This is a genomic window from Actinoallomurus purpureus (assembly GCF_024055795.1).
GTDB classification, from domain to species: Bacteria; Actinomycetota; Actinomycetes; order Streptosporangiales; family Streptosporangiaceae; genus Actinoallomurus; species Actinoallomurus purpureus.
In genome coordinates this window covers 199,757-224,496 of the sequence record NZ_JAMXMY010000017.1, presented here as the reverse complement: position 1 = coordinate 224,496, position 24,740 = coordinate 199,757, and the positions used below count along the sequence as shown (strand labels likewise).

Sequence of the window (24,740 nt, the reverse complement as noted above, 5' to 3'; positions counted from 1 at the left end):
AGACCGGTTCTGTTAATCGTTTCGGTGGTTATGGCGAGAGGGAAACACCCGGTCCCATTCCGAACCCGGAAGTTAAGCCTTTCAGCGCCGATGGTACTGCACTGGAGACGGTGTGGGAGAGTAGGACACCGCCGGACACATACATAGATCAGGAAAGCCCGCCAGGCATCAGCCGGCGGGCTTTCCTGCGTTCACCGGTCATTTTGATTTCGGGTGGATTCCGCGTCGGACAGAAACGGTCAACGGCGGATCGGGAAGTTCCTACACGTGCACGGAGATGGGCTCCTCCGCCGCGGTCCTCGACCCGTTCCTGCGCGAGGCGGCGTCGGCGCGGGCGGCGGGCCTGCACGCCATGCTCAGCGTGCTCGCCACGGCCTCCCCAGGCACGTGGCCGGATCCGGAGCGGCGTCTCGTCCACGACGCCGAAAACCTCCTCGAATTCGTGCGGGCGCACGACGCTGGACGTACCGGCTCGCGTTCACGCCGACCGTACGCGCCGAGGACTACGACGGGTCGGCGTACGTCGCGGTCTCGACCTGCTCCCGGCCGCTTCCGTCCGCCTGAACGGCGCCGCCGGCCCGCCCCTGGCCCGCCCGGTTCAGGGCCGGGGCCGCGCGGGGCGCTCGGCCCGGCTCAGGACTGCGGGCGTAGCGTGTCGATCGCCGTCCGCAGCTCATCGACGCGCTGTCCGAGCGTGGCCACCGCCTTGGCGGCCTCCTCGTCCTGGGCCGCCCACTGGGTGAGCACGCCGACCTGCTCCTCCACCGCGGCGACGCGCCGGCCGAGCTCCGTGGTGAACTCCTCGGACGGCACCGCCGCGAACTGCGTGCGCAACAGCTCCGACTGCTCCCGCAGCTGCTGGTTCTTCCGGTAGAGCTCCACGAAGACCGAGACCTTCGTGCGCAGCACCCAGGGGTCGAACGGCTTGGAGATGTAGTCGACCGCGCCGGCGGCGTATCCACGGAAGGCGTAGTCCGGGTCGGCGTCCGCGGCGGTCAGGAAGATGATCGGTACTTCCCGTGTCTTCCGGCGCCGTTTGATCGCTCGGGCGATCTCGAAACCGTCCATCCCGGGCATGACGATATCGAGAAGGATCACCGCGAACTCGTTGGTCAGCAAGGCCCGCAGGGCCTCTTCCCCCGAACGCGCACGGATCATGTTCTGGTCGAGTGAACTGAGGATCGCCTCCAGCGCGACGAGGTTCTCCTCACGGTCGTCGACCAGAAGAATGTTCGCCTTCTCGGCCACAGTCAGCCCTCCATCAGGTGCGTGGCCGGCTCAGCCACGCCCTCATGATGTCAAGAAGGTGGTCGGCGTCGACAGGCTTGGGTACGTAGTCCGATGCGCCCGACTCGATACTCTTCTCCCTGTCGCCCTTCATCGCCTTGGCCGTCAGGGCGATGATCGGTAGGTCGGCGAACTGCGGCATCCGCCGGATGGCCTCCGTCGTGGCGTAACCGTCCAGCTCAGGCATCATCACGTCCATGAGGACCAGATCGACGTCCTCGTTGCGGTCGAGCGTGTCGATGCCCTCGCGGCCGTTCTCCGCGTACAGGACCTCGATGCCGTACTGCTCCAGGACACAGGTCAGCGCGAAGATGTTGCGCACGTCGTCGTCGACGATCAGGATCTTGCGGCCGGACAGCACCTCGTCGTCGATGGGCGACGACTCGTACGATTCCTCCTCCTCGGGTGCCTCGAACGACGCCGCCTCGACGGCCGGATCCGGCTGCGGCCGCCGCCTCTCCTTCTCCCGTACGGGGACGGGCCCGCTGTCGCCGGTGTCGAGGTAGCGGGCCGGCACGTAGAACGTGAACGTGCTGCCCTCGCCGGGGCGGCTGGCGACGTGGATCTCACCGCCGAGCAACTGGGCGATGTCGCGGCTGATGGACAGCCCCAGGCCGGTCCCGCCGTACCGGCGGCTGGTCGTGCCGTCGGCCTGCTGGAACGCCTCGAAGATCGCCCGCAGGTTGTGCTCGTCGATACCGATGCCCGTGTCGCTGACCGCGAACCCGAGGACGTCGGGCGTGCGGGCGAGGACCGGGTCGATGAACTCCACGCCCTCCGGCCGCCGGATGGTGAGGCGCACCTCACCCGAGGACGTGAACTTCACCGCGTTGGACAGGAGGTTGCGCAGCACCTGCTGGAGCCGCTGCTCGTCGGTGTAGAGGTGCTCGGGCAGACCGGGCTCGGCGTACACGTCGAAGCTCAGGCCCTTGTCGGCCGCCATCGGACGGAAGTTCGCGTCGACGAAGTCGACGAGCTCGCCCAGGGAGACCCGCTGCGGGAAGAGATCCATCTTGCCCGCCTCGACCTTCGACAGGTCGAGGATGTCGTTGATCAACCGGAGCAGGTCGCTGCCCGACTCGTGGATGGTCTTGATCAGCTCGACCTGCTTGGGCGTGAGGTTCTTGTCCGGGTTGCCGGCCAGGAGCTTGGCCAGCACCAGCAGGCTGTTGAGCGGTGTCCGCAGCTCATGCGACATGTTGGTGAGGAACTCGGACTTGTACCGCGAGGACTGGGCGAGCTGTTCGGCGCGCTCCTCCAGCGTGCGGCGGGCCTGTTCGATCTGGAAGTTCTGCATCTCGATCGCGCGGTTCTGCTTGGCCAGCAGCGCCGCCTTCTCTTCCAGCTCGGCGTTGGACCGGCGTAGCTCCGCCTGCTGGCGCTGCAGCTCGCTGGAACGGTCCTGCAGCTCGCCGGTGAGCCGCTGGGACTCGGCCAGCAGCGCCTCGGTACGGGAGTTCGCCGTGATCGTGTTGATCGTCACGCCGATCGTCTCGACGAACTGGTCGAAGAACGCCAGGTGGACTTCGCTGAACGGGCTGAACGACGCCAGCTCGATCGCGCCGAGCACGCGGTTCTCGAACAGGATCGGCAGCACGATCAGGTTGACCGGCGGCGCCTGCCCCAGGCCCGTACCGACCTTGACGTAGCCCGCCGGCAGGTCGTGCACCAGGATCGGCTTGTGTTCGAGGGCCGCCTGACCGACCAGGCCGTCGCCCAGGTAGAACCGGACCTCGTCGATCTTGTCCTGGCTCAGGCCGTATCCGGTCTTCAGCGCGAGGCGCGGCTCGCCGTCCTCGGTCTCCTCGGCCAGGTAGAACGCGCCGTACTGCGCGGAGGACAGCGGTGTGACCTCGCTCATGATCAGCCGTGCGACCTCCATCAGGTCGCGGTGGCCCTGCATCAGTCCGGCGATCCGGGCGAGGTTGGTCTTCAGCCAGTCCTGCTGCTGGTTGGCGCGGGTGGTCTCGCGGAGGTTCGCCACCATGAGGTTGACGTTGTCCTTGAGCTCGGCGACCTCGCCGCGGGCCTCCACCGAGACCGACCCGGTGAGGTCGCCGCGCGCGACGGCGCTCGCCACCGACGCGATCGCGCGGACCTGGGTGGTCAGGTTACTGGCGAGCTCGTTGACGCTCTCGGTGAGGCGCTTCCACGTGCCGGAGACGCCCTCCACCTCGGCCTGGCCGCCGAGGCGGCCCTCACTGCCCACCTCGCGGGCCACGCGCGTGACCTCGCCCGCGAAGGCCGACAGCTGGTCGACCATCGTGTTGATCGTCGTCTTCAGTTCGAGGATCTCGCCCTGGGCGTCGACGTCGATCTTCTTGGTCAGGTCGCCGTTCGCGACCGCCGTCGTGACCTGGGCGATGTTGCGGACCTGGCTGGTCAGGTTGTCCGCCATGGAGTTGACGTTGTCGGTGAGGTCCTTCCAGACGCCGCTGACGCCGCCGACCTTGGCGCGGCCGCCGAGGCGACCCTCCGTGCCGACCTCCCGGGCCACCCGCGTCACCTCGTCGGCGAACGAGGACAACCGGTCGACCATCGTGTTGAGGGTGTCCTTGAGCTGGAGGATCTCGCCTTGGGCGTCGACCGTGATCTTCTTGGACAGGTCACCGCCGGCGACGGAGGTGGCGACCTGGGCGATGTTGCGGACCTGGCTGGTGAGGTTGCCGGCCATGGAGTTGACGTTGTCGGTGAGGTCCTTCCAGACGCCGCTGACGCCGCTGACGCGGGCCTGGCCGCCCAGCCGGCCCTCGGTGCCGACCTCCCGGGCGACGCGGGTCACCTCGTTCGCGAAGGCCGACAGCTGGTCGACCATCGTGTTGAGGGTGTCCTTGAGCTGGAGGATCTCGCCTTGGGCGTCGACCGTGATCTTCTTGGACAGGTCACCGTTGGCGACGGAGGTGGCGACCTGGGCGATGTTGCGGACCTGGCCGGTCAGGTTGCCGGCCATGGAGTTGACGTTGTCGGTGAGGTCCTTCCAGACGCCGCTGACGCCGCTGACGCGGGCCTGGCCGCCCAGCCGGCCCTCGGTGCCGACCTCCCGGGCCACCCGCGTCACCTCGTCGGCGAACGACGAGAGCTGGTCGACCATCGTGTTGACGGTCTCCTTCAGCTCCAGCAGCTCGCCCGTCGCCTCGACCGTCACCTTGCGGGTCAGGTCGCCGCGCGCCACCGCCGTGGTCACGAGGGCGATGTCGCGGACCTGCCCGGTCAGCCGGCTGGCCATCGCGTTGACCGCGCCCGTGACGTCGCGCCAGCGTCCCGACATCTCCCGCGGCGTCGCCTGGCCGCCCAGCCGGCCCTCCGCGCCGACCTCACGGGCCAGCTGGGTCACCTCGGCGGCGAACTCGTCAAGGTGCTCGACCATGCGGTTGACGCCCGACCCCATGCGCAGCAGCTCGCCGCGCCAGGGCCGGGTGCCGGTGTCGAGCTCGATGCGCTGGCTCAGATCGCCCTCGGCCACCGCGTCGACGACGCGCGCCATCGCGGTCGTGGACTGCACGAGCGTGTCGATCAGCGCGTTGGCGGACGCGTTGCCCGTCGCCCAGGACCCCTCGCCGCCCGCGCTCAGCCGCTCGTCGATCCGTCCCTCGTGACGTACCTCACGCTGGACTCGTACGAGCTCGCCGGTGAGATGGCCCGCGCGTTCCTGAACCTCGTTGAAGACCCCGGCGATCTCGGCCAGTATGTCGTCACCCGAGGAATCGAGTCGCTCGTCGAAGTCGCCGTCGCGCAATGCGTTGAGCGCGTCGAGCACCGACCGCAGATCGGTCTCCGCGTACCGGGCGCGGGTCGGCGCATGGGACGTGCCTCGAGGCATTGATTTCCTCCTAGCCTTCCCACGGGTATGTACAGTCCACCGAGGGGATCTGCCACGATGGCAGCGTCCTGCATCCCCGAGACGAATCCAAGTGGCCGTGGAGAACAACCCAAAGACGTACACGACCTTCCCGCCGGAGGTGGCCTCTGTCGCGGCCGCCCGGCGTTTCGTGGGGGAGACACTTCGTGGCTGGGGTGTGGATGACGTGGATGACGCCATGCTACTCACCAGCGAACTGGTTACGAACGCAATCGTCCACGCCGGTACCGAGGTGGAGGTCGTCTGCGCGATCATCGGCGGGCAGGTCAGGGTCGAGGTGCACGACCGGCATCAGGCCCGGCGGGTTCCCGTTCCCGGCGATCAGGTGAGCGGCCGCGGACTGCTGTTCCCCGAGACACTCGCGACCTCCTGGGGCGTGACGTACGGCTCCGGCGGCAAGCACGTCTGGTTCACCGTGCCCGGCACCGGAGCGGCGGCGCACGCCCCGGCGCCCCCGCCCCACGAAGAGATCGTCTCCGCGCCCCAGACCGCCCGCCCGACCGTCGACCAGCTCGCCCAGCGCACCGCGCAGGCCGCCCAGGACACCCTCGGCGCGGACTGCGTCTACGTCCTGCTCGCCGACGACGACGCCGAGCTCACCCTCCGGGCCACCGCGGGCGTACGCCCCGAGGGCGCGGCGCTGGAGATCGGCCTGGAGGGCGCGCCGGTCGGCGGCCGGGGCGTCTACGCGGACCTGGGCGGCAGCCCCTACAACCTGCCGGCGTTGCAGGCCGCCGGCATCCGGTCACTCGTCACCGCGCCGTTCACCGTCGACGGACGGGCCATCGGACTGCTGATCGCCGCCGCCCGTGACCCGGGGCACTTCACCGAGGACGACGTCGAACGCCTTCAGCAGATCGCCGACCGCCAGGCGCCGTCGATGGAGCGCGCCCGTCTCATGGAGCTGGAGCGCGCCCGACGGGGCTGGCTCGGCTTCCTCGCCGAGGCGAGCAGCATGCTCGCCGGCACCCTCGACCAGCAGATGACCATGGCGCTGGTCGCGCAGCTGATCGTCCCCCGCCTCGCGACGTGGTGCTCGGTCTTCACCGTCCGCGACACCGGCCTCGCGCTGCCCGCCTACGCCTGGCACGCCGACGAGACCATGGTCGCCGACCTGCGCACCCTGCTCGACCTGCTGCCGCCCGCGCCGCCGCCCGCCGAGCCCGGCTCCTGGGAGGGGTTCACGCCCGCCCCGTCCGGCGACCTTCCCGAGACCGCGCACCGGGTCACCGGCGACGTCGCCCACGTCTTCCCCCTGCTGGCCCGGGGCCGAAGCATCGGAATGCTCGTCGTCGGCGGCCCGAAGGGCGCCCGCTTCACCCGCGACGCGCTCGAGCTGACCGAGGACCTCGCGGGCCGGGCCGCCCTCGCCATCGACAACGCCCGGCTGTACGAGGAGCAGGCGGACATGAGCCGTACGCTCCAGCGCAGCCTCCTCCCGCCCGACATCCCGACGATCCCCGGGCTGGACGTCGCGGTCGTGTACGAACCGGCCGGCGAGCACAGCGAGGTCGGCGGCGACTTCTACGACGTCTTCAGCGTCGGCACCCGCTGGCGCTTCGCCATCGGCGACGTCTGCGGCACCGGCCCCGAGGCCGCCGCCGTGACCGGGCTCGCCCGGCAGGCCCTGCGCATCCTCGGCCGGGAGAACCACTCGATCCCCGAGGTCCTCGAACGCCTCAACGCGCTCATCCTGGAGGAGGGCACCCGCGCCCGGTTCCTCACCCTCCTGCACGGCGAGCTGGAGCATCTCGGCGACGGCAGGTTCCGCGTCACGTACGCCACGGCCGGTCACCCGCCGCCGCTGTTCCTGAGTCCCGGCGGCCTCGTCAAGGGGGAGGACGACTCCGACCTGATGCTCGGCGTCTTCCCCGAGGCCGCCTTCGACGTGAAGACCATGATCCTCAAGCCCGGGTCCGTCATGCTCGGCTTCACCGACGGCGTGACCGAGCGGCGGCGGGGCAAACAGCTGCTCGGGGACGACGGCGGCCTCGAACACATCCTCGCCGGCTGCGCCGACCTGAACGCCGGCGCGGTCGCGGCCAAGGTCATGCGGGCCGTCCGCGGCTTCTCCGTCGAGCCCTCCCACGACGACACCGCCCTGATCGTCCTGCGCGTCGAGGAATGACCCGCGCACAGGTGTCACCGCGGCCGCGGTAGGCCGCGCCCATTGATCATTGGCGTGTGGTGTCCCACTAGTGGGGCACCGGACGCCCATGATCATGGCTCGAAGAGGCGCTCGGTGTCGGCATCCAGGAGGTTCAGCAGCCGCCCTGTGAAGTAGACCGTGCCGAGTGCCACGATCCGCTCGCCGAGGGAGGCGAGACGCTCACGGGTCAGCTCGGTGTCGTCGATGACCGTCCAGTGGCCGGGAACGGCATGGGTGAAGCTCAGGTGCGGATGGCCGGGCATCCGGACGTAGGTCACTGGTAGGCCGGCCAGCTCGGAGATGAATCCCGGCACGTCCTTGTGGTCCGGTAGCCCGACGACGACGTGATCGATCCTGTCCCAGCGGCGGTACGCCTCGGCCAGCGCCGTGGCGGCACCGGACCGGTCGATCGCCGAGTCGACAAGGACCGCGACTCCTGCCGGCCGGTGCCACGACAGACGGCCGGGCAGCCGCACCGACGACAGCACCCGGTTCAGCCGGTCCGGGGACGGCCGCCGGCGGCCGACCGCGTCGAGGAGCCGGTCGGCGGCCGCGCAGCCCAGCTCGGCGTTCCGCCGCCCGTGGCCGGTCGGCAGCAGGTCCTCCGGCAGCCCGCACGGGCCCGCCGCCTCAGGTTTCACCCGACCACCGGTGCGGTCGGCGACCGTCGCCACGATCGCCTCGTTCACCGAAGCGCTCTGCGGGACGGAGACGACGGTGCATGTGGTGGCGGTCACGACACCCGCCTTGTTCGCCGCGATCTCGGCGGGAGAGTCGCCCAGCACCCCGACGTGCTCGGCGAACACCTCGGTGATCGCCACGACCTCCGGCGGGAACAGGCTCACCTCGTCCGAGACGCCGCCCATGCCCGCCTCCAAGACGATGACGTCCGCGCCGACCGCCCGCGCGAACAGCACGCCCGCGATCATGAACAGGCCGCTCGGGGACAGATAGCCGTCACCGCTCCGCCGCGGGGGCAGAGACCCGATCGCCTCGCGCAGGCACCCGCCGAGCCGCGCAAGCTCGCCATGGGAGATCGCGGCGCCGTCCACGCGGATGCGTTCCCGGTCCTCGCGCAGGGCCGGGCTGGTGACCGTGACCACGCGGCATCCGGCGGCGGCGAGGACGGCGGAGGCGTACGTCGCGGCCGTGCCCTTGCCCTTCGAGCCGACCACGGTCAGCAGCGGGATCCCCGTGTTCTTCACGTCGAGGGCACGGACGAGGAGGCGCGCCCGCTCGATGCTGCGCCGTGCACCGGCTCCACGCCGGTCCCACTCCGTGAAGAACACCCCGGCCTCATCAGTCACCTTTCGACGATAGTGGCGGGGCGGCCCTCGGTGGCCGGTGCGGATGGCGGGGGTGCCGCTCGGGGGCGGGGTGCCGGTCGCCCGGGTTCATGGGCGGTCTCGGGGGGATGGCGGGCATCAGTAGGCTGCTGGCGTGAATGCGAGCAGGTATGAGGAGGCCGTCACGGGCATCAGGGCCCGGGGGGTCGAGTGGGACATCGATCCCACACTGGACCGGATGCGTGAGCTGGCGGACGTTCTCGGGTCGCCGCAGCGGGCGTACCCCGTCATCCACGTCACCGGGACGAACGGCAAGTCGAGCACGGCCCGGATGATCGATGCGCTGTTGCGCGAGCGGGGGCTGCGGGTCGGCCTGTACACCAGCCCCGAGCTGCATTCGATGCGGGAGCGGATCACGATCGACGGTGCGCCGGTGAGCGAGGAGCGCTTCGCCGAGGTGTACGAGGACGTCCTGCCGTTCGTCGAGATGACCGATGCCAAGCACGACGTGAAGGTGTCGTTCTTCGAGACGCTGACCGCGATGGCGTTCGCCGCGTTCGCCGACGCGCCGGTCGACGTCGCCGTCGTCGAGGTCGGCATGGGCGGCACCTGGGACGCCACCAACGTCGCCGACGGGGCGGTGGCGGTGGTCACGCCGATCGGCCTGGATCACACTCGCTGGCTCGGGGCCACCGTGGAGAGGATCGCCGAGGAGAAGGCCGGGATCATCAAGCCCGAGTCGATCGCGGTGCTCGCCCAGCAGCCCGTCGAGGCGGCGGAGGTGCTGATGCGGCGCGCCACCGAGGTGGGCGCGGCCGTCGCCCGTGAGGGGCTGGAGTTCGGCGTGCTGGGCCGCGAGCTGGCGGTGGGCGGGCAGTTGGTCCGGCTGCAGGGGCTGCACGGCGTGTACGAAGAGGTGTTCCTGCCCCTCTTCGGCGCGCACCAGGCGGGCAACGCGGCGTGCGCGCTGGCGGCGGTCGAGGCGTTCGCGCGTGGCCGCGCGACCGGTGAGTCGGAGACCGACAGCGACCGGCTCGATCTTGAGCTCGTCCGAGCGGCGTTCGTGAACGCCACCTCGCCGGGGAGGCTGGAGGTCGTACGGACCGGGCCGACGGTCCTGGTCGACGCCGCGCACAACCCGGCCGGCATGGCGGCCAGCGTCGAGGCCCTGACGGAAGAGTTCGGGTTCACCCGGCTGGTCGGCGTCTTGGCGGTGATGGCCGACAAGGACGTGTCCGGCCTGCTCGAGGAGCTCGAGCCGGTGCTGGAGGAGTTGATCGTCACCCGGAACTCCTCCGCGAGGTCCCTGCCCGCGCGGGAGCTGGCGGATCTGGCGGGGGACGTCTTCGGTGAGGACCGCGTGCATCTCGTGCCCCGGCTGGACGAGGCCATCGACCAGGCCATCGCGCTCGCCGACGAATCGGGGGAGTTCGCGGGCGCCGGCGTGCTCATCACGGGCTCGGTCACGACGGCGGGCGACGCCCGCGTGCTCCTGAGGGCGGGCGAGTGACCGGCGTCACCGGCGCGGCCGCGCCCGGCCGTACGACGGTGGACGCGGTCGGCGGTGCGGTCCTGGACGGCCGGGTGGGATGCGGCGCCGTGGAGGCGGGTGGCGAGTGAAGAGACTGTGTGCCGTCATGCTCACCATGCAGGCGGTGGTGACGTTGCTGGCGATCCCCGTGGCGATCTCGGTCGTGCACGCGGACGCGACCACGGCCGGAGTGGCGGGTGGCGTCCTGGCCGTCGCGGGGCTGCTGATCGCCGGGCTGCTGCGGTACCGCTGGGCCTACGTCGCGGGCAGTGTGCTCCAGATTCTGGTTATAGCGACCGGTTTTGTGGTGCCGGTGATGTTCTTCCTCGGTGTCATATTCGGTGTTCTCTGGGTAGCGTCGATTTGGGTCGCTCGCCGGGTGGAGGGCGCGCAGCCGCGCTAATGTCGCGGGTGGCCTTTCCATTCATCCCGCCCTTCCAATCCTGACAAATGGCATAAAATCGACATTTGACGTAAAGCGTTATCTCGGGTGGCGGGATCGACGATCTCCTGAGGAGATTCCGGATGTCCACGCCCCCCGCGAAACGCGACGCGGCGGGATTCGCCGTGCTGCTGGTCGTCATCGCCACGGCCGTCCCCGCCGCCGTCGTCGTCCTGCCCGACACGGCGTCCTACGTGATGCCGCAGGCAGTGCGCGACCTCGGCCTGTCCGACCGCCAGGCGGCCGGATTGGTCCGCGCCTGCGGCCTGGCACTGCCCGCCCTCCTTCTCGTCGCCCCGGCGACGGCCGCGCTCGTCCGGCGCGTGCCCGCGTGGCTCGTGCTGTTCGCCGGGCTGGCCGTCCTTCTCGCCGCCCAGGCGCTCTCGGTGCGGGTCACGTCGGTCCCGGTGGTCGGCGCCGTGCGCGTGGCCGAGGGCGTGGGCGGCGGGGTCGTCCTGCCCGCCACCCTGGCACTCGCGCGGGAGCGACGGGCGGCGTCGTCCGTCTGGGCCGGCGTCCTCGTCGCCGCGCTCCTGCTCGCCACACCGCTGGCGCTGGCCGCGACGGCCGCCTCGGACCCCGACGGGCTGGAGTGGCGGGCGATCCTGCGTCCGTACTGGTGGCTGAGCGCGATCGCGCTGGTCGGCACCGCCCTGCTCGGCCTGCTGCGGGTGCGCCGGGGCCGTGAGGCGGTCCGGCCGCCCGCGCCGCGCGGGGAGCGCGTCCAGTTGCTCCTGCCGCTCGCTCCCGCCGCCGGCTTCGCGTTCCTCGGGGTGGTCACGACGTACGACTGGTCGCCTGGAGCGCAACTGCTCCTGGCGGCGTGCGGGATCGCCGGGCTGCTCGGCCTGGCCGTCGTCGGCTCCCGCGACGCCATCACCGGCAGCCCGCTCGGGTGCGCGGTCGTCATGCTGGCCGCCGGCCTGCTGACCATGCCGGTGACCGGGCCGCTGGCCGGGCTGGTCGGCGGGCGGGCCGTGCCGCTGACGGCCTTCGCGGCGGGAGCGGCGGGGGCCCTGGCCGCCGCCCTCCTGGCCGGTTCGTTCGGCCGGAGCACCGGTCGGGGCGCGGTGCTGTGCGGGTACGGCCTCGGCATCGTCGCGATCTTCCTCCTGCTCACCATGGGGGCGGCGGCGAACCAGTGGACGCTTTTGGTGGCGCTGACGGCCCTCGGCGCGGGGACGGGCCTGGCGGTCGGGGCCGCGCTCGGCCACACGGAGCTCGGTCCCGGCCTGTTCGGCCTGTCGCTGTGCTTCCCCGGGGTGCTCGGCGGCCACCTCATCGTCGGGCCGCTGCAGGTCGCCAAGGTCGGCGCGGTCGCCAAGGCGGGAGGCGGCCCGATGGCGGCGCTGTACGCCCTGACCGCCGCGTACCGGCTGTGGCTCGTCGCCGCGGGCGTCATCGTGGTGATCCTCGCGGCCGTGACCGCCTGGGTGAGCCGGGACCGCCCGCGGGCATCCCTCCCCGGCTCCGCCGAATCGGACGGAGCCGCCTTGCCCGCCGGGTAAGATCGCACCGATATATGCGGCAGTCCGACCGTGGCGACCTGCGCGGATACGGTCAGGGCTCCGGCCGGCCGGTGACCGCCCGCCGTGGCCCGCGCCGACGACCGCACCCTGTGAACCAAGGAGAATCATCCGTGTCCGAACGCACTCTTGTCCTCGTCAAGCCCGACGGCGTGCGCCGCGGCCTCGTCGGTGACGTCATCGCGCGCATCGAGCGCAAGGGCCTCAAGCTCGTCGCCCTGGAGCTTCGTACGCTGGAGCGCGAGGTCGCCGAGACGCACTACGAGGAGCACCGCGAGAAGCCGTTCTTCGGCTCGCTGGTCGAGTTCATCACGGGCGGTCCGCTGGTCGCCATGGTCGTCGAAGGTCCGCGTGCGATCGAGGCGTTCCGGGCCCTGGCCGGGGCCACCGACCCGGTCGCCGCCGCCCCGGGAACCATCCGCGGCGACCACGCGTTGGAGATCCAGGAGAACATCGTGCACGGCTCCGACTCTCCCGCCTCCGCCGAGCGCGAGGTCAAGCTCTTCTTCCCTGACCTTTTCTGACATTGGTCGCATAACCGCGCGGGCCGGATGTATGTCGGCCCGCGCGTTTGTTTTCCCAGGCCGGAGGCCGTGGGCAGAGCTGACCCGGATCACGACGCGCGGGGATGGGTCTGCGTCAACCGGGATCTCGCGCGTTACCATGAGAATGCGTTCCGCACGCCCGCCAATCCGGAAGGGCTCCCTTTCTTCATGGGTAACAAGCTGTCGTTCCTGGGCCGTGACATGGCAGTCGATCTGGGTACGGCGAACACCTTGGTCTATGTGCGCGGCCGGGGCATCGTTCTGAACGAGCCGTCCGTCGTGGCGATCAACACCAACACGGGGAAGATCGTGGCGGTGGGCATCGAGGCCAAGCGGATGATCGGCCGTACCCCGGGCAACATCGTCGCGGTCCGTCCGCTCAAGGACGGTGTGATCGCCGACTTCGACGTCACCGAACGCATGCTGCGCTACTTCATCCAGAAGGTCCATAAACGCAGACATTTCGCCAAGCCGCGGATCGTCGTGGCCGTGCCCAGTGGCATCACCGGTGTCGAGCAGCGCGCCGTGAAGGAGGCCGGCTACCAGGCCGGCGCGCGGCGCGTCTACATCATCGAAGAGCCCATGGCCGCCGCCATCGGTGCGGGCCTGCCCGTCCACGAGCCGACGGGGAACATGGTCGTCGACATCGGTGGCGGCACCACCGAGGTGGCGATCATCTCGCTCGGCGGCATCGTGACGAGTCAGTCGATCCGGGTGGGCGGCGACGAGTTGGACCAGGCGATCATCTCCTACGCGAAGAAGGAGTACTCCCTGATGTTGGGGGAGCGCACCTCGGAGGAGATCAAGATGGCCATCGGCTCGGCCTATCCGTTCGACGACGAGCCGCACGCCGAGATCCGCGGGCGCGACCTCGTCAGCGGCCTGCCGAAGACCATCGTGATCTCCGCCGAGGAGATCCGCCGCGCCATCGAGGAGCCGGTCAACACGGTCGTCGACGCCGTCAAGACGACGCTCGACAAGTGCCCGCCCGAGCTGTCCGGCGACATCATGGACCGCGGCATCGCCCTCACCGGCGGCGGCGCCCTGCTGAAGAACATCGACGAACGGCTCCGGGAAGAGACCGGTATGCCGATCCATATGGTGGACAACCCGCTCGACTCGGTCGTCCTCGGCTCCGGGAAGTGCGTCGAGGACTTCGAGGCGCTGCGCCAGGTCCTCGTGCCCGAACCACGACGTTAGGGAACCGGCCGGTGAACGACACCCGGCGAACCCGCGCCGTCCTCGGGATCCTGCTGCTGATCTCCCTGGCCATGATCACCGTCGACTACCGCGGGGGCGATGACTCACCGCTGCGCGGGCTGCGCTCTTTCGGTGAGGCGATCTTCGGGCCGATCGAGGGCGCCGCGGCGGCCGTCGTCACCCCGGTCGGGCACGCGCTCGACACCATCCTCGGCAGCCCGGACGCACACCGGCGCATCGGCCGGCTCGAACGCGAGAACCAACGGCTGCGCGAGCAACTTCGCGCCCAGCAGATCGACAAGTCCCGTGCCGAGCAGCTGCACCGGCTACTCGGCACCGCCGGTCTCGGCGGCTACCGGATCGTCGCCGCCCAGGTCATCTCGGCCGGAGAGGGCGTCGAGGAGACCGTCTCCATCGACGCCGGCAGTTCGGACGGCGTCCGTACCGACATGACGGTGATCACCGGAGACGGGCTGGTCGGCCGGGTCACCCGCGTCGGGCCGACCAGCTCGACGGTGCTCCTGGCCACCGACGCGGCCTCCTCGGTCGGCGGGCGACTCGAGGGATCGGGCGAGGTCGGCGTCGTCCGGGGGACCGGCCGGCGCAGCGGCTCGCCGCTGACGTTCGAGCTCCTGGACTCCACCGTGGAGATCAAGCCGGGCCAGCGGATCGTCTCCTTCGGCTCACAGGGCGACCGCCCGTACGTCCCCGGGGTGCCGATCGGCACCGTCACCTGGATCGAGCGGACGCCCGGATCACTCACCCGCACCGCCATCGTGCGTCCGTTCACGCACTTCACCGGCCTCGACGTCGTCGGCGTGGTCGTGGCGCCCCCGAAGAAGAACCCCCGCGACGCGGTGCTGCCCCCGGCACCGACCACCTCGGCGCCGGCCCCGCCCCGGGCAGCCGGCCCGCCTCGGCCGCCGCCGCCGGCGGCGAGCGCCCAGTCCTCCACGTCCGCCGAGTCACCGAGGCCGCGCAGGTCTCGCAAGCCGCGAGGTTGATCCATGTCACGCAACGTCCTGGCCACGATCGTCATCGCCGCCGCGCTGCTGGTGCAGGTGACGGTCGTCAACCGGCTGCCGCTGCCCGGCTCGGTCGGCCCTGACCTCATGCTCCTGGCCGTGGTGGCGCTGGCGCTGGTCAACGGATCGATGACGGGTCTGGTCACCGGGTTCTTCGCCGGGCTGACCACCGACATCGTGCCGCCCGCCGACCACACCATCGGGCGCTACGCGTTCGTGTACTGCCTGATCGGCTACGTCTGCGGGCTGGCCGCGGACGAGATGGAGCGTTCGCCCGTACTGCCGTTCCTCGCGGTGGCCGTCGGCGCGCTCGCCGGATCGGTGCTGTACGCCATGCTGGGAATGATGCTCGGCGACCCGCGCACGCGCTGGCCGGTGGTGTCCCACCTGCTGCCGGCCCAGGTGCTGTACGACGTGATCGCCAGTCCGTTCGTGGTGTGGGCCGTGCTGCGGCTGACCCGAAGAGCCGAACGCGAGCACGGCCCCAGTGGACTCGACGCGGTGCCCGGTTTCTACCGGGCGCGCTAGACGGAGGAGGGGGAATTGGGCCCGCGCTCGCACGTGCGGCTCGTCGTGCTGCACGTGCTCGTCATGTCGCTGCTGCTGTCGCTCGGCGGGCGGCTCTGGTACCTGCAGGTGATGAACGGCGCGCACTACCGGAAGGTCGCGGCCGACAACCGCATCCGCGACATCGTCGTGCCCGCCGTCCGGGGGCAGATCCTCGACGACGTGGGCCGCCCGCTCGTACGCAACCGGACCGCTCTGGTCGTCTCGGTCGACCGGACGGCGCTGGCCCGGCAGGACGACGGCGGCAGGGCGGTGCTGCGGCGTCTGGCGGCCCTGCTCGGCACCTCGTACGAGAAGATCGTCCTGAAGATCCGGCTATGTGGACCGGGGATCAAGCGGCCCTGCTGGTCGGGTTCGCCGTACCAGCCCATCCCCATCGACGACCGCGTCGACTCGCGCAAGGCCCTGCAGATCATGGAGCGCCAGGAGGACTTCCCCGGCGTGACCGCGCAGCTCGAACCGGTGCGCGACTACCCGCGCACCGAGGGCGCCACCGCCCCCCAGGCCCTGGGGTACCTCCAGCCGATCACCCAGGATGAGCTGAACAAGCGCAAGGGCCTGAAGGTGACCGGGTTCAGCGGCGTCGACCTGATCGGCCGCGACGGCCTGGAGGCGATCTACGACGGCGACCTGCGCGGCGTACCGGGCGATCGGCGGGTGCTCGTCGACAGCCGGGGGCGCGTCACCGGCATCGCCTCCGAGCAGCCCCCGATCGGCGGCGGCGCTCTCGTCACCAGCATCGACGCAAAGGTGCAGGGCATCGTCGAGAGGGCGCTCGACCACGCCGTGAAGGACGCCCGCCACCGCGGCACGCCGGCGGACTCGGCGGCGAGCGTGGTGCTGGACGTGCGCACCGGCCGGATCATCGCGCTCGCCAGCTACCCGTCCTACGACCCCGCCGTCTGGACCGGCGGGATCTCCCAGGACGAGTACGACGCCTTGCTCAGCAAGGAGCACGGCCAGCCGCTGATCTCCCGCGCGACGGACGGGCAGTTCGCCCCCGGATCGACGTTCAAGATCTCCTCGCTGCCCGCCGCCGTCAAGGACGGGTACTCCCTGCACGGCATCTACTCGTGCCCCTCGTCGTACATGGTGGGGGCGCGGGCGTTCCGCAACTTCGAGGGGGAGTCGGGCGGCGACATCGACCTGCACCGGGCTCTCGTCATGTCCTGCGACACGATCTTCTACCGGTTCGCCTACGAGGAGTGGCAGCGCGACGGCGCCATCCACCCGGTGAAGAACCCCAAAGACCCCATGATGAAGATGGCCAAGGCGTACGGCTTCGGCAGGCGCACCGGCATCGACCTGCCCGGTGAGGCGTCCGGCCGTATCCCCGACCGGGCCTGGAAGCTCGCGTACTGGAACGACACCCGCAAGGCGGACTGCAAGCGGGCCAAGACCGGCTATCCGGAGGTCGCCAAGACCGACCCGGCACGGGCGGAGTACCTCAAGGCGATCTCCTCGGAGAACTGCGTCGACGGGTACGTCTTCCGCGCCGGTGACGCCGCCAACTTCTCCGTCGGCCAGGGCGACGTGCTCGTCACCCCGCTGCAGCTGGCCCGCGCGTACGCCGCGCTCGCCAACGGCGGCACGCTGTGGAGCCCGCGGGTCGGCAAGGCGGTGCTGGCGCCCGACGGCTCCGTCGCGCGCCGCATCGACCCGGTGAAGGCCGGGCGGCTGCCGGTCGACCCGAAGGTGCTCGCCTTCATCAGGAGCGCGCTCACGGACGTGCCCAAGTCCGGAACGGCCGCCGGCGCGTTCACCGGCTTCCCCTTCGACAAGCTCGCCGTCGCCGGCAAGACCGGCACCGCCGAGGTGTACGGCAAGAAGGACACCTCCTGGTTCGCGTCCTTCGCCCCGGCGAACAAGCCGCGTTACGTGGTCGTGGCCATGGTCACCCAGGGCGGTACCGGCGCCACCACGGCCGCGCCCGCCGTCCGCGAGATCTGGGAGGGCATGTACGGCCTCGGGAAGAACCAGAACCCGGCGCTGCCCGGCGGCAACGTCCCGGACCGGCTGCCGAGCCTCGCGCCGGACGGCACGGTCGCCGCTCCACCCGGATTCGCGGTGACCTCCGAGGGAAAGGAGCCCGCGACGGCACACCATCGGAGACGTCGATGACCGGGTGGCGGCATGCAGAGTGAGTACGGCGGAGCGGTCGGCCGGCGGCGGTCCCTGCCGGCACGGCTGCTGGCCTCACCCGCGCGGCGCCTGGACTGGGCGCTGATCCTCGCCGTGCTCGCCCTGTCGGTCGTCGGCTCGCTCCTGGTGTACTCGGCCACCCGGGCCGGCCGCGCCGGCGCCGGGGGCTTCCTGGAGAAGCACATCCTCAACGTGGCGATCGGGCTGGTCCTGGGCGGCGTGACGACGGCCCTGGACTACCGCCTCCTGCGCGCGTACGCCCCGATCGTCTACGCCGCCGCGTGCGTCGGCCTGGCCGTCGTCCTGACGCCGCTCGGGGCCACCGTCAACGGCTCCCACTCGTGGATCGTGGTCGGCGGCGGTTTCCAGATCCAGCCGTCGGAGTTCGCCAAGGTCGGCATGGTCGTACTGCTGGCGATGATCCTCGGCGAGCCGCGCGACGGGGAGGTCGGGCCGGGGCGGCGCGACATCCTGCTCGCCCTGGCGCTCGCGGGACTGCCCGCCGGCCTGGTGATGCTGCAACCCGACCTCGGCACCACGCTGGTGTTCGCCACCGTGATCATCGGGGTCCTCGGGATGTCCGGGGCGCCCAAGCGATGGGTCGGCGGGCTGGTCGGCGCAGGCGCCTCGCTCGCGCTGGCGGTCTGGTGGTTCCACCTGCTCAAGCCGTACCAGATCCACCGGTTCACCGCCTTCGCCGACCCGTCGGCCGACCCGCAGGGCGCCGGGTACAACGCCCAGCAGGCCCGCATCGCCGTCGGCTCCGGCGGCGTCTTCGGGAACGGGCTGTTCCACGGCGAGCAGACGACGGGTCACTTCGTCCCCGAGCAGCACACCGACTTCATCTTCACCGTGGCGGGGGAGGAACTCGGCTTCGTCGGCGCCGCGTTGATCATCGCGCTGCTCGGCGTGGTGCTGTGGCGCGGGCTGCGCATCGCCCGTGAGGCCGCCGACCTGTTCGGCGGGCTCGTGGCCACCGGCGTCGTGTGCTGGCTGGCGTTCCAGACGTTCGAGAACATCGGCATGACCGTCGGCATCATGCCCATCACGGGCCTGCCCCTGCCGTTCGTGTCGTACGGCGGATCGTCGGCCTTCGCCGACTTCGTCGCCGTCGGCCTCCTCCAGACCGTCCACCTGCGCCACAACCCGTACGAGTGATCCGTCACTTTACGTAAACAAGTGGCTACGTTCGAGAGTAGCCGCTAACGTACGCTCCGTGCCGTACCTCATTGATGCCGCAGCGGAGCGGCCAACGTTTTTTGCCTGGGCACCTCGATCCTACTCAAGTAGGATCGAGCCCATGGCGACGAAGAAATTGTCCATCACCCTCCCCGCCGACCTCGCGGAGATGGTCAAGCGTCAGGCCCAGGAGGAGGAGACCTCCGTCTCAGCCGTTATCGCCGATGCCGTCGCCGTGCTCGCACGCCGACGGGCGGCCCACGAAGCCACACGTGCCTTCGAATCGGAGGAGGGCCCGTTCCTGCCCGTCGAACTCGCCGAGGCCGAGGCGCTTTGGCAGCGGATAGAGAGCCATGACGGCCGGGAGCACGAGCGGAGGGCGGGTTGATGGTCGCCCCGGTAAGAGTGGTCCTCGATTCAGGAGCTCTGATCGCCGCCGAGTCACGGGCACGTTCGGTGTGGTCGTTTCACGAGGTCGCAGAGCCGGGAGTGCGGGACCTGGTGGTCATCACGCCGGTCGTCGCCCAGGTGTGGCGTGATGGATCACGGCAGGCGCTGCTGGCGAAGTTCCTGCGCCGGTGCGTGATCGAGCATCCGAGCTTTGAGACGGCCAAGCACGCGGGGGTGCTTCTGGGCCGCGCCGATGCTGCCGATGCGGTCGACGCACTTGTCGTGGCGACGGCCATCGCCATCAACGCAAAGGCGATCATCACGAGCGACGCGGGAGACATCAAGAAGTTGTGTGGGGCGGCGCGGACGTCGTTGACACTGCCGCTCATAGAGAGGATCTGAGCGCGGCAGGGGTGGTGCCATGAGAGGCGGCGACCAGGTCTCCGGGGTGGACCCGCGCCGGTAGGGTGAGGGGAATCCCATACGTGTTCCCGGAAGGCTTTTCGTCATGGCCGTCGAGTCGCTCTTCGCCCGTCTGGAGCCGCTGCTCCCCAAGGTGCAAAAGCCGATTCAGTACGTCGGCGGGGAGCTCAACTCCTCGGTGAAGGACTGGGACTCCACCGACGTTCGGTGGGCGCTGATGTACCCCGACGCGTACGAGGTCGGCCAGCCCAACCAGGGTGTCCAGATCCTGTACGAGGTGCTGAACGAGCGCGAGGGCGTGCTGGCCGAGCGCACCTACAGCGTGTGGCCCGACCTCGAGGCGCTGATGCGCGAGCACGGCATCCCGCAGTTCACGGTCGACGCGCACCGGCCTGTCGGCGCGTTCGACGTGTTCGGGGTGAGTTTCTCCACGGAGCTCGGCTACACCAACCTGCTCACCGCCCTCGACCTGGCCGGCATCCCGCTGCGCGCGACGGAGCGGTCCGACGAGCATCCGATCGTGCTGGCGGGCGGGCACGCGGCGTTCAACCCCGAGCCGATCGCCGACTTCCTCGACGCCGCCGTGCTCGGCGACGGTGAGGAGATCGTCCTGGCGATCACCGAGGTGATCCGCGAGTGGAAGCGCGAGGGGCGGCCGGGCGGGCGGGACGAGCTGCTGATGCGGCTGGCGCGCTCCGGCGGCGTCTACGTCCCCAAGTTCTACGACGTCACCTACCTGCCGGACGGCCGGATCCAGCGCGTCGCGCCCGGCCGTCCCGGTGTGCCGTGGCGGGTGGCCAAGCACACGGTCATGGACCTCGACCAGTGGCCGTACCCGAAGAAGCCGCTGGTGCCGCTGGCCGAGACCGTGCACGAGCGCTACAGCGTCGAGATCTTCCGCGGCTGCACCCGCGGCTGCCGGTTCTGCCAGGCGGGGATGATCACCCGGCCGGTGCGGGAGCGGTCCATCACGACGATCGGCGAGATGGTCGACACGGGGCTGAAGGAGTCCGGCTTCCAGGAGGTCGGCCTGCTGAGCCTGTCCAGCGCCGACCACTCCGAGATCGGCGACATCGCCAAGGACCTCGCCGACCGCTACGAGGGCACCAACACGTCGCTGTCGTTGCCGTCGACCCGCGTCGACGCCTTCAACATCACCCTGGCCAACGAGTTCTCTCGCGGCGGGCGCAGGTCCGGCCTCACCTTCGCGCCGGAGGGCGGGTCGGAGCGGATGCGCAAGGTCATCAACAAGATGGTCAGCGAGGACGACCTCATCCGCACCGTCAGCACGGCGTACGAGAACGGCTGGCGGCAGGTCAAGCTCTACTTCATGTGCGGGCTGCCGACTGAGGAGGACGAGGACGTCCTCGCGATCGCCGACATGGCCCGGCGGGTCATCCAGGCGGGCCGGCAGGCCACCGGCCGCCGCGACATCCGCTGCACCGTCTCCATCGGCGGGTTCGTGCCCAAGCCGCACACGCCGTTCCAGTGGGCCGCGCAGTGTGATCACGAGACCGTCGACCGGCGCCTGCGCGCGCTGAAGGACACCCTGCGCCGCGACAAGGAGTACGGCCGGGCCATCGGCCTGCGGTACCACGACGGCCAGCCGTCGATCATCGAGGGTCTGCTGTCCCGCGGCGACCGTCGCGTCGGGAAGATCATCCAGGCGGCGTGGGAGGACGGCGGTCGCTTCGACGGGTGGAGCGAGCACTTCTCCTACGAGCGCTGGAGGGCCTGTGCGGACAAGGCGCTCGCCGACGAGCCGGTCGACCTCGACTGGTACACCGTCCGGGAGCGGGACGAGGTCGAGGTCCTGCCCTGGGACCACCTCGACGCCGGCCTCGACCGCGAGTGGCTGTGGCAGGACTGGCAGGACTCCCTCGACGAGACCGAGGTCGAGGACTGCCGCTGGACGCCCTGCTACGACTGCGGCGTCTGCCCGACCATGGACACCGAGATCCAGATCGGCCCGACGGGCAAGAGGCTTCTTCCCCTGACCGTCGTCTGAGCCCGGCCGTCCACCAAAAGATCCGGCGGGTCCCCTTGGGGACCCGCCGGATCGGCTGTGGTGGTGTTCGGCGGCATGGGTGGCCGAACACGCTCGTGAGCGCTCATCCCACTGACGGCTCCAGGCGAGCGGCCGTGCGGCGGAGCAGCGCGGCGAGGGTGGTGCGGACGACCGGCGTGCGGGGCTCCTCGGGCACGTAGGGGACCTTGGGAGCGTCGGGCAGAGCCGAGCGCGCGTGCGTGCGCATGTTCTCCTGCGCCGCGATGAACGTGACGACCTGCAGCGGAGTCATGTCGGCCTCTCTGATTGACTTGATCGATTCAGTTACCTCTTCGAGAGTACGTCCTGGTCGCTTCTTAATCAATTCAGAACTAGGGTGCATCTCGTGGAACGCGTCACACTGCAGACGATCGCCGACCGGGTCGGCGTATCGCGGACGACTGTGTCCAACGCCTTCTCGAGGCCCGACCAGCTCAACGAGGAGCTGCGCCGGAGGATCCTCGAGGTTGCGGGCGAGCTCGGCTATCCCGGCCCCCATCCGGCGGCCCGTACGCTCCGGCGCGGTCGCGCCGGCGTGATCGGAGTCGTCTTCACCGAGACGCTGTCGTACGCCTTCGCCGACTCGTACGCCGTCGGATTCCTGCGCGGCCTGGCGAGCGTCGCCGAACAGTCGGGCACCGGGGTCCACCTCATCGGATGGCCCTCCCCGGACCTCGCCGAGGAGGTGATCGGGGACGCGGTGGTGGACGGGTTCTGCCTTTTCTCCCCCGAAGGGCACCCACTCGTCGAGACGGTGCTGCGCCGCCGCCTGCCGGTCGTCACCGTGGACTATCCGTACGTCGAGGGCGTGCCGTTCGTGGGGATCGAGGACCGGGCCGCCGCGCGCCGGGCCGCCGAGCACGTCCTCGGCCTCGGGCACCGGCGCGTCGCCGTGCTGGGCGTGCAGCCCGTCGTGGGCCGGACCAACCGCGACTGGCTCGACCTCGACCGGCCCGGAGACCTGCGGTTCGGGGCGGGCCGCGCCCGGCTGGCCGGCTACCGGGACGCCTGCGAGGACGCTGGCCTGGAGTGGAAGGACGTCGTCCTGGACCGGACGGCGAACGACCGGGAGCTCGCGCGACGCGCCGCCGCCCGGCTCCTCGACGCGGACCCCCGGCCGACGGCCGTCCTGGCGCCGACCGACGAGGTCGCGTTCGCCGTCCTGGACGTCGCGGCGCAGCGGGGGATCGAGGTTCCGCGGGAGCTGTCGGTGATCGGTTTCGACGACGTGCCCGCCGCCGCGCCGGCGGGCCTGACCACCGTGCGGCAGCCGATCACGGAGAAGGGCACCACGGCGGGACGGCTGCTCGTCGAACCGCCCCGTGGCGAGGCCGCCCCTTGCGTGATCATGCCGACCGAGCTCGTCGTCCGCCGTACGACCGCGCCTCCGCCCGACGCCGGCGCGTGAGGCCGGTGCGTGAGGCGGCCGGGGCGAAGGACGGATCGCGCCGCGCCGGCCCCGTGCGGCGTGCCGAACGGCGCCGCTCTCCGCCCGGGCACACGGACGACCGGGACCGTACGAGAGAACGAAACGAGAACGCAAGATCGTGCGTCCAACAGGCGTGAACGAAGGACCCGGCTGCCTCACCGTCCCCGCACTGATCATCGTGGTGCCGATCCGGTTGCTCTGGGAGCTGATCTCCCTGATCGGGCGTGCCGTCGGCAGGTACGTCCTGCGGCCGATCGGGTGGCTGGTGTACCAGGTCCTCATCCGGCCCATCGCGTGGCTGTTCCGGGTGCTGGTCGTCCTCCCGCTGCGATGGGTGGCCGACACGATCCTGGCACCGCTCGGCCGGGCGGTGTACCGCTACCTCCTGCGGCCGATCGAACGAGGCCTGGCCTGGTGCCTGGCGATCGTCCTCCTGCCGTTCGCGTACGCGGCGCACTGGATCGGCCGGGGACTGGTCGCGCTGTGGCGCGCGGCGTGGCCGCTGCTGGCCGCCCTGGGTCGAGGGATCGCCCACGTCTGGCGCCTCGCCGGGATCGTGCTCTTCCACATCCTCGTACGCCCCGTGCGGTGGGTCTGGCGGACGTTCGTCCGGCCGGTGCTGCGGGTCCTCGCCTGGGCGTGGCGCGTCACCGTGCTGAGACCCGCCCGATGGCTGCGCGTCAAGGTCCTGAAACCCGCAGGAGCGGCCGTTCGTTCGGTCTTTCGGGCACTGGGGCTGGATACGCGGCGCCCGTGACCCCGTACTCTTAGAGACAGAGACTTTTCGATCGGCACGAGTAGGAAGGACCGAAACCCTGGCACCCATGCCGGAGGGCCCGGCGCCGGCCCCCGTGACCCACCGCCTGCGCGTGCGGTATGCCAAGCGCGGCAGGATGCGGTTCACCAGCCACCGTGACATCTCCCGGGCCGTGGAACGCGCCGTACGGCGTGCCGGGATCCCGGTGGCATTCAGCGCCGGATTCTCTCCGCACCCGAAGATCTCCTATGCGGGTGCGGCGGCAACCGGGGTCGCCAGTGAGGCGGAGTATCTCGAGATCGGGCTCACCGCCCATCGCGATCCGGAGCAGGTGCGAGCCGCCCTCGACGTCGTGCTGCCCGACGGACTCGACATCATCGAGGTCGTCGAGGCGCGGGCCGGGGCTCTGGCGGACCGCCTGGAGGCATCGCGGTGGCTGGTGCGCCTCGACGGCGTCGCCCCTGACGTCGCCGGCGCGGCGGTCCGTGCTTTCACGGCGGCCGATGAGATCGAGGTCGAGCGCCTCACGAAGAAGGGACGCCGGCGTTTCGACGCTCGCGCAGCGGTCATCGCTTGCGAGCTGGACCGGCGTGCCACTCAGGACATGGATGTCGAATGTGCCATACTTCGAATGGTTGTTCGGCACATGACGCCCGCTGTTCGACCGGACGACGTCCTCACCGGTCTTCGTCAGGTGGCCGACCTCGCGCCGCCGTCACCGCCCTTGGTGACGCGGCTGGCGCAGGGGCCGCTCGACGAGACCACCGGTGAGCTCACCGACCCGCTGGCCTCCGACCGGCAGACCGCACCGGCAGGCGATGACGCCGCCGAGGGCGCGGACACCGTACGAGCCACGGCGCCGGACGCCGTCGGCGCCCAGTCGTAAACGGATCCGTGCGGCGCATGGATTCTCGGGGACGACCGGGTGCACCCCTGATGACTTTGTCGGCACGGCC

At 70.6% G+C, this 24,740-nt stretch carries 20 protein-coding genes and 1 rRNA gene; 17 read left to right on the top strand and 4 right to left on the bottom strand.

What is annotated here, in order from left to right; all coding sequences use genetic code 11:
* Positions 1 to 20 precede the first annotated feature (20 nt).
* Positions 21 to 137: ribosomal RNA gene (gene rrf / locus NE236_RS28880) — 5S ribosomal RNA — on the top strand.
* 496 nt (positions 138 to 633) lie between these two features.
* On the opposite strand, the gene NE236_RS28875 is transcribed toward rrf, so the two are convergent.
* Both NE236_RS28875 and NE236_RS28870 read right to left on the bottom strand, forming a co-directional pair.
* Complete coding sequence (locus tag NE236_RS28875; protein ID WP_252845330.1) at positions 634 to 1,248, bottom strand: response regulator; 615 nt, start codon at positions 1,246 to 1,248, stop codon at positions 634 to 636.
* 13 nt (positions 1,249 to 1,261) lie between these two features.
* Positions 1,262 to 5,107 (bottom strand): HAMP domain-containing protein, encoded by a 3,846-nt coding sequence (locus NE236_RS28870; RefSeq protein ID WP_252845329.1) that lies wholly within the window; start codon positions 5,105 to 5,107, stop codon positions 1,262 to 1,264.
* 97 nt (positions 5,108 to 5,204) lie between these two features.
* Here NE236_RS28870 and NE236_RS28865 point away from each other — a divergent pair, with 97 nt between their 5' ends.
* Positions 5,205 to 7,274 carry a SpoIIE family protein phosphatase gene (locus NE236_RS28865; RefSeq protein WP_252845328.1) on the top strand — a complete coding sequence of 690 codons (2,070 nt, stop codon included), beginning with the start codon at positions 5,205 to 5,207 and terminating at the stop codon, positions 7,272 to 7,274.
* Positions 7,275 to 7,366: 92 nt separating this feature from the next.
* On the opposite strand, the gene NE236_RS28860 is transcribed toward NE236_RS28865, so the two are convergent.
* Positions 7,367 to 8,602, bottom strand: a complete 1,236-nt coding sequence (locus tag NE236_RS28860) for a folylpolyglutamate synthase family protein (protein WP_252845327.1) — start codon at positions 8,600 to 8,602, stop codon at positions 7,367 to 7,369.
* A 217-nt stretch (positions 8,603 to 8,819) separates the two neighbouring features.
* Here NE236_RS28860 and NE236_RS28855 point away from each other — a divergent pair, with 217 nt between their 5' ends.
* The 12 genes from NE236_RS28855 to NE236_RS28800 all read left to right on the top strand — a co-directional run bounded on the left by NE236_RS28855 (position 8,820) and on the right by NE236_RS28800 (position 21,559).
* Positions 8,820 to 10,091, top strand: coding sequence for a bifunctional folylpolyglutamate synthase/dihydrofolate synthase (locus NE236_RS28855; RefSeq protein ID WP_252845336.1), 1,272 nt, complete (start codon positions 8,820 to 8,822; stop codon positions 10,089 to 10,091).
* A 79-nt stretch (positions 10,092 to 10,170) separates the two neighbouring features.
* Positions 10,171 to 10,515 (top strand): DUF4233 domain-containing protein, encoded by a 345-nt coding sequence (locus NE236_RS28850; protein WP_289850984.1) that lies wholly within the window; start codon positions 10,171 to 10,173, stop codon positions 10,513 to 10,515.
* A gap of 122 nt (positions 10,516 to 10,637) precedes the next feature.
* A complete protein-coding gene (locus NE236_RS28845; protein ID WP_252845325.1) occupies positions 10,638 to 12,062 on the top strand; it encodes a hypothetical protein in 1,425 nt (474 codons plus the stop codon).
* 131 nt (positions 12,063 to 12,193) lie between these two features.
* Positions 12,194 to 12,604: a nucleoside-diphosphate kinase gene (ndk, locus tag NE236_RS28840; RefSeq protein ID WP_252845324.1), complete on the top strand. Its 411-nt coding sequence runs from the start codon at positions 12,194 to 12,196 to the stop codon at positions 12,602 to 12,604.
* A gap of 189 nt (positions 12,605 to 12,793) precedes the next feature.
* Complete coding sequence (locus tag NE236_RS28835; protein ID WP_252845335.1) at positions 12,794 to 13,825, top strand: rod shape-determining protein; 1,032 nt, start codon at positions 12,794 to 12,796, stop codon at positions 13,823 to 13,825.
* Positions 13,826 to 13,836: 11 nt separating this feature from the next.
* The gene (mreC, locus tag NE236_RS28830; RefSeq protein ID WP_252845323.1) at positions 13,837 to 14,829 is read left to right on the top strand and encodes a rod shape-determining protein MreC; all 993 of its coding nucleotides are present in this window, start codon (positions 13,837 to 13,839) and stop codon (positions 14,827 to 14,829) included.
* Positions 14,830 to 14,832: 3 nt separating this feature from the next.
* Positions 14,833 to 15,378 (top strand): rod shape-determining protein MreD, encoded by a 546-nt coding sequence (gene mreD / locus NE236_RS28825; RefSeq protein WP_252845322.1) that lies wholly within the window; start codon positions 14,833 to 14,835, stop codon positions 15,376 to 15,378.
* Positions 15,379 to 15,393: 15 nt separating this feature from the next.
* Positions 15,394 to 17,538 carry a penicillin-binding protein 2 gene (gene mrdA / locus NE236_RS28820; protein ID WP_252845321.1) on the top strand — a complete coding sequence of 715 codons (2,145 nt, stop codon included), beginning with the start codon at positions 15,394 to 15,396 and terminating at the stop codon, positions 17,536 to 17,538.
* A gap of 12 nt (positions 17,539 to 17,550) precedes the next feature.
* On the top strand, positions 17,551 to 18,717 hold the full coding sequence (gene rodA, locus NE236_RS28815; protein ID WP_252845320.1) for a rod shape-determining protein RodA: 1,167 nt from the start codon (positions 17,551 to 17,553) through the stop codon (positions 18,715 to 18,717).
* Positions 18,718 to 18,859: 142 nt separating this feature from the next.
* The gene (locus NE236_RS28810) at positions 18,860 to 19,126 is read left to right on the top strand and encodes a hypothetical protein (RefSeq protein WP_252845319.1); all 267 of its coding nucleotides are present in this window, start codon (positions 18,860 to 18,862) and stop codon (positions 19,124 to 19,126) included.
* 101 nt (positions 19,127 to 19,227) lie between these two features.
* Positions 19,228 to 19,530: a PIN domain-containing protein gene (locus NE236_RS28805; protein WP_252845318.1), complete on the top strand. Its 303-nt coding sequence runs from the start codon at positions 19,228 to 19,230 to the stop codon at positions 19,528 to 19,530.
* 106 nt (positions 19,531 to 19,636) lie between these two features.
* A complete protein-coding gene (locus tag NE236_RS28800; RefSeq protein ID WP_252845317.1) occupies positions 19,637 to 21,559 on the top strand; it encodes a TIGR03960 family B12-binding radical SAM protein in 1,923 nt (640 codons plus the stop codon).
* A 103-nt stretch (positions 21,560 to 21,662) separates the two neighbouring features.
* Here the strand turns inward: NE236_RS28800 and NE236_RS28795 are convergent, their stop codons facing one another.
* Positions 21,663 to 21,851: a hypothetical protein gene (locus NE236_RS28795; protein ID WP_252845316.1), complete on the bottom strand. Its 189-nt coding sequence runs from the start codon at positions 21,849 to 21,851 to the stop codon at positions 21,663 to 21,665.
* A 93-nt stretch (positions 21,852 to 21,944) separates the two neighbouring features.
* On the opposite strand from NE236_RS28795, the gene NE236_RS28790 reads away from it, so the two are divergent.
* The 3 genes from NE236_RS28790 (at position 21,945) to NE236_RS28780 (ending at position 24,670) form a co-directional block, all read left to right on the top strand.
* Positions 21,945 to 23,006, top strand: a complete 1,062-nt coding sequence (locus NE236_RS28790) for a LacI family DNA-binding transcriptional regulator (protein WP_252845315.1) — start codon at positions 21,945 to 21,947, stop codon at positions 23,004 to 23,006.
* Positions 23,007 to 23,160: 154 nt separating this feature from the next.
* Entirely contained in the window at positions 23,161 to 23,784 is a 624-nt protein-coding gene (locus NE236_RS28785; protein WP_252845314.1) for a hypothetical protein, read from the top strand.
* Positions 23,785 to 23,851: 67 nt separating this feature from the next.
* Entirely contained in the window at positions 23,852 to 24,670 is an 819-nt protein-coding gene (locus tag NE236_RS28780) for a TIGR03936 family radical SAM-associated protein (protein ID WP_252845313.1), read from the top strand.
* The last annotated feature ends 70 nt before the right edge of the window (positions 24,671 to 24,740 follow it).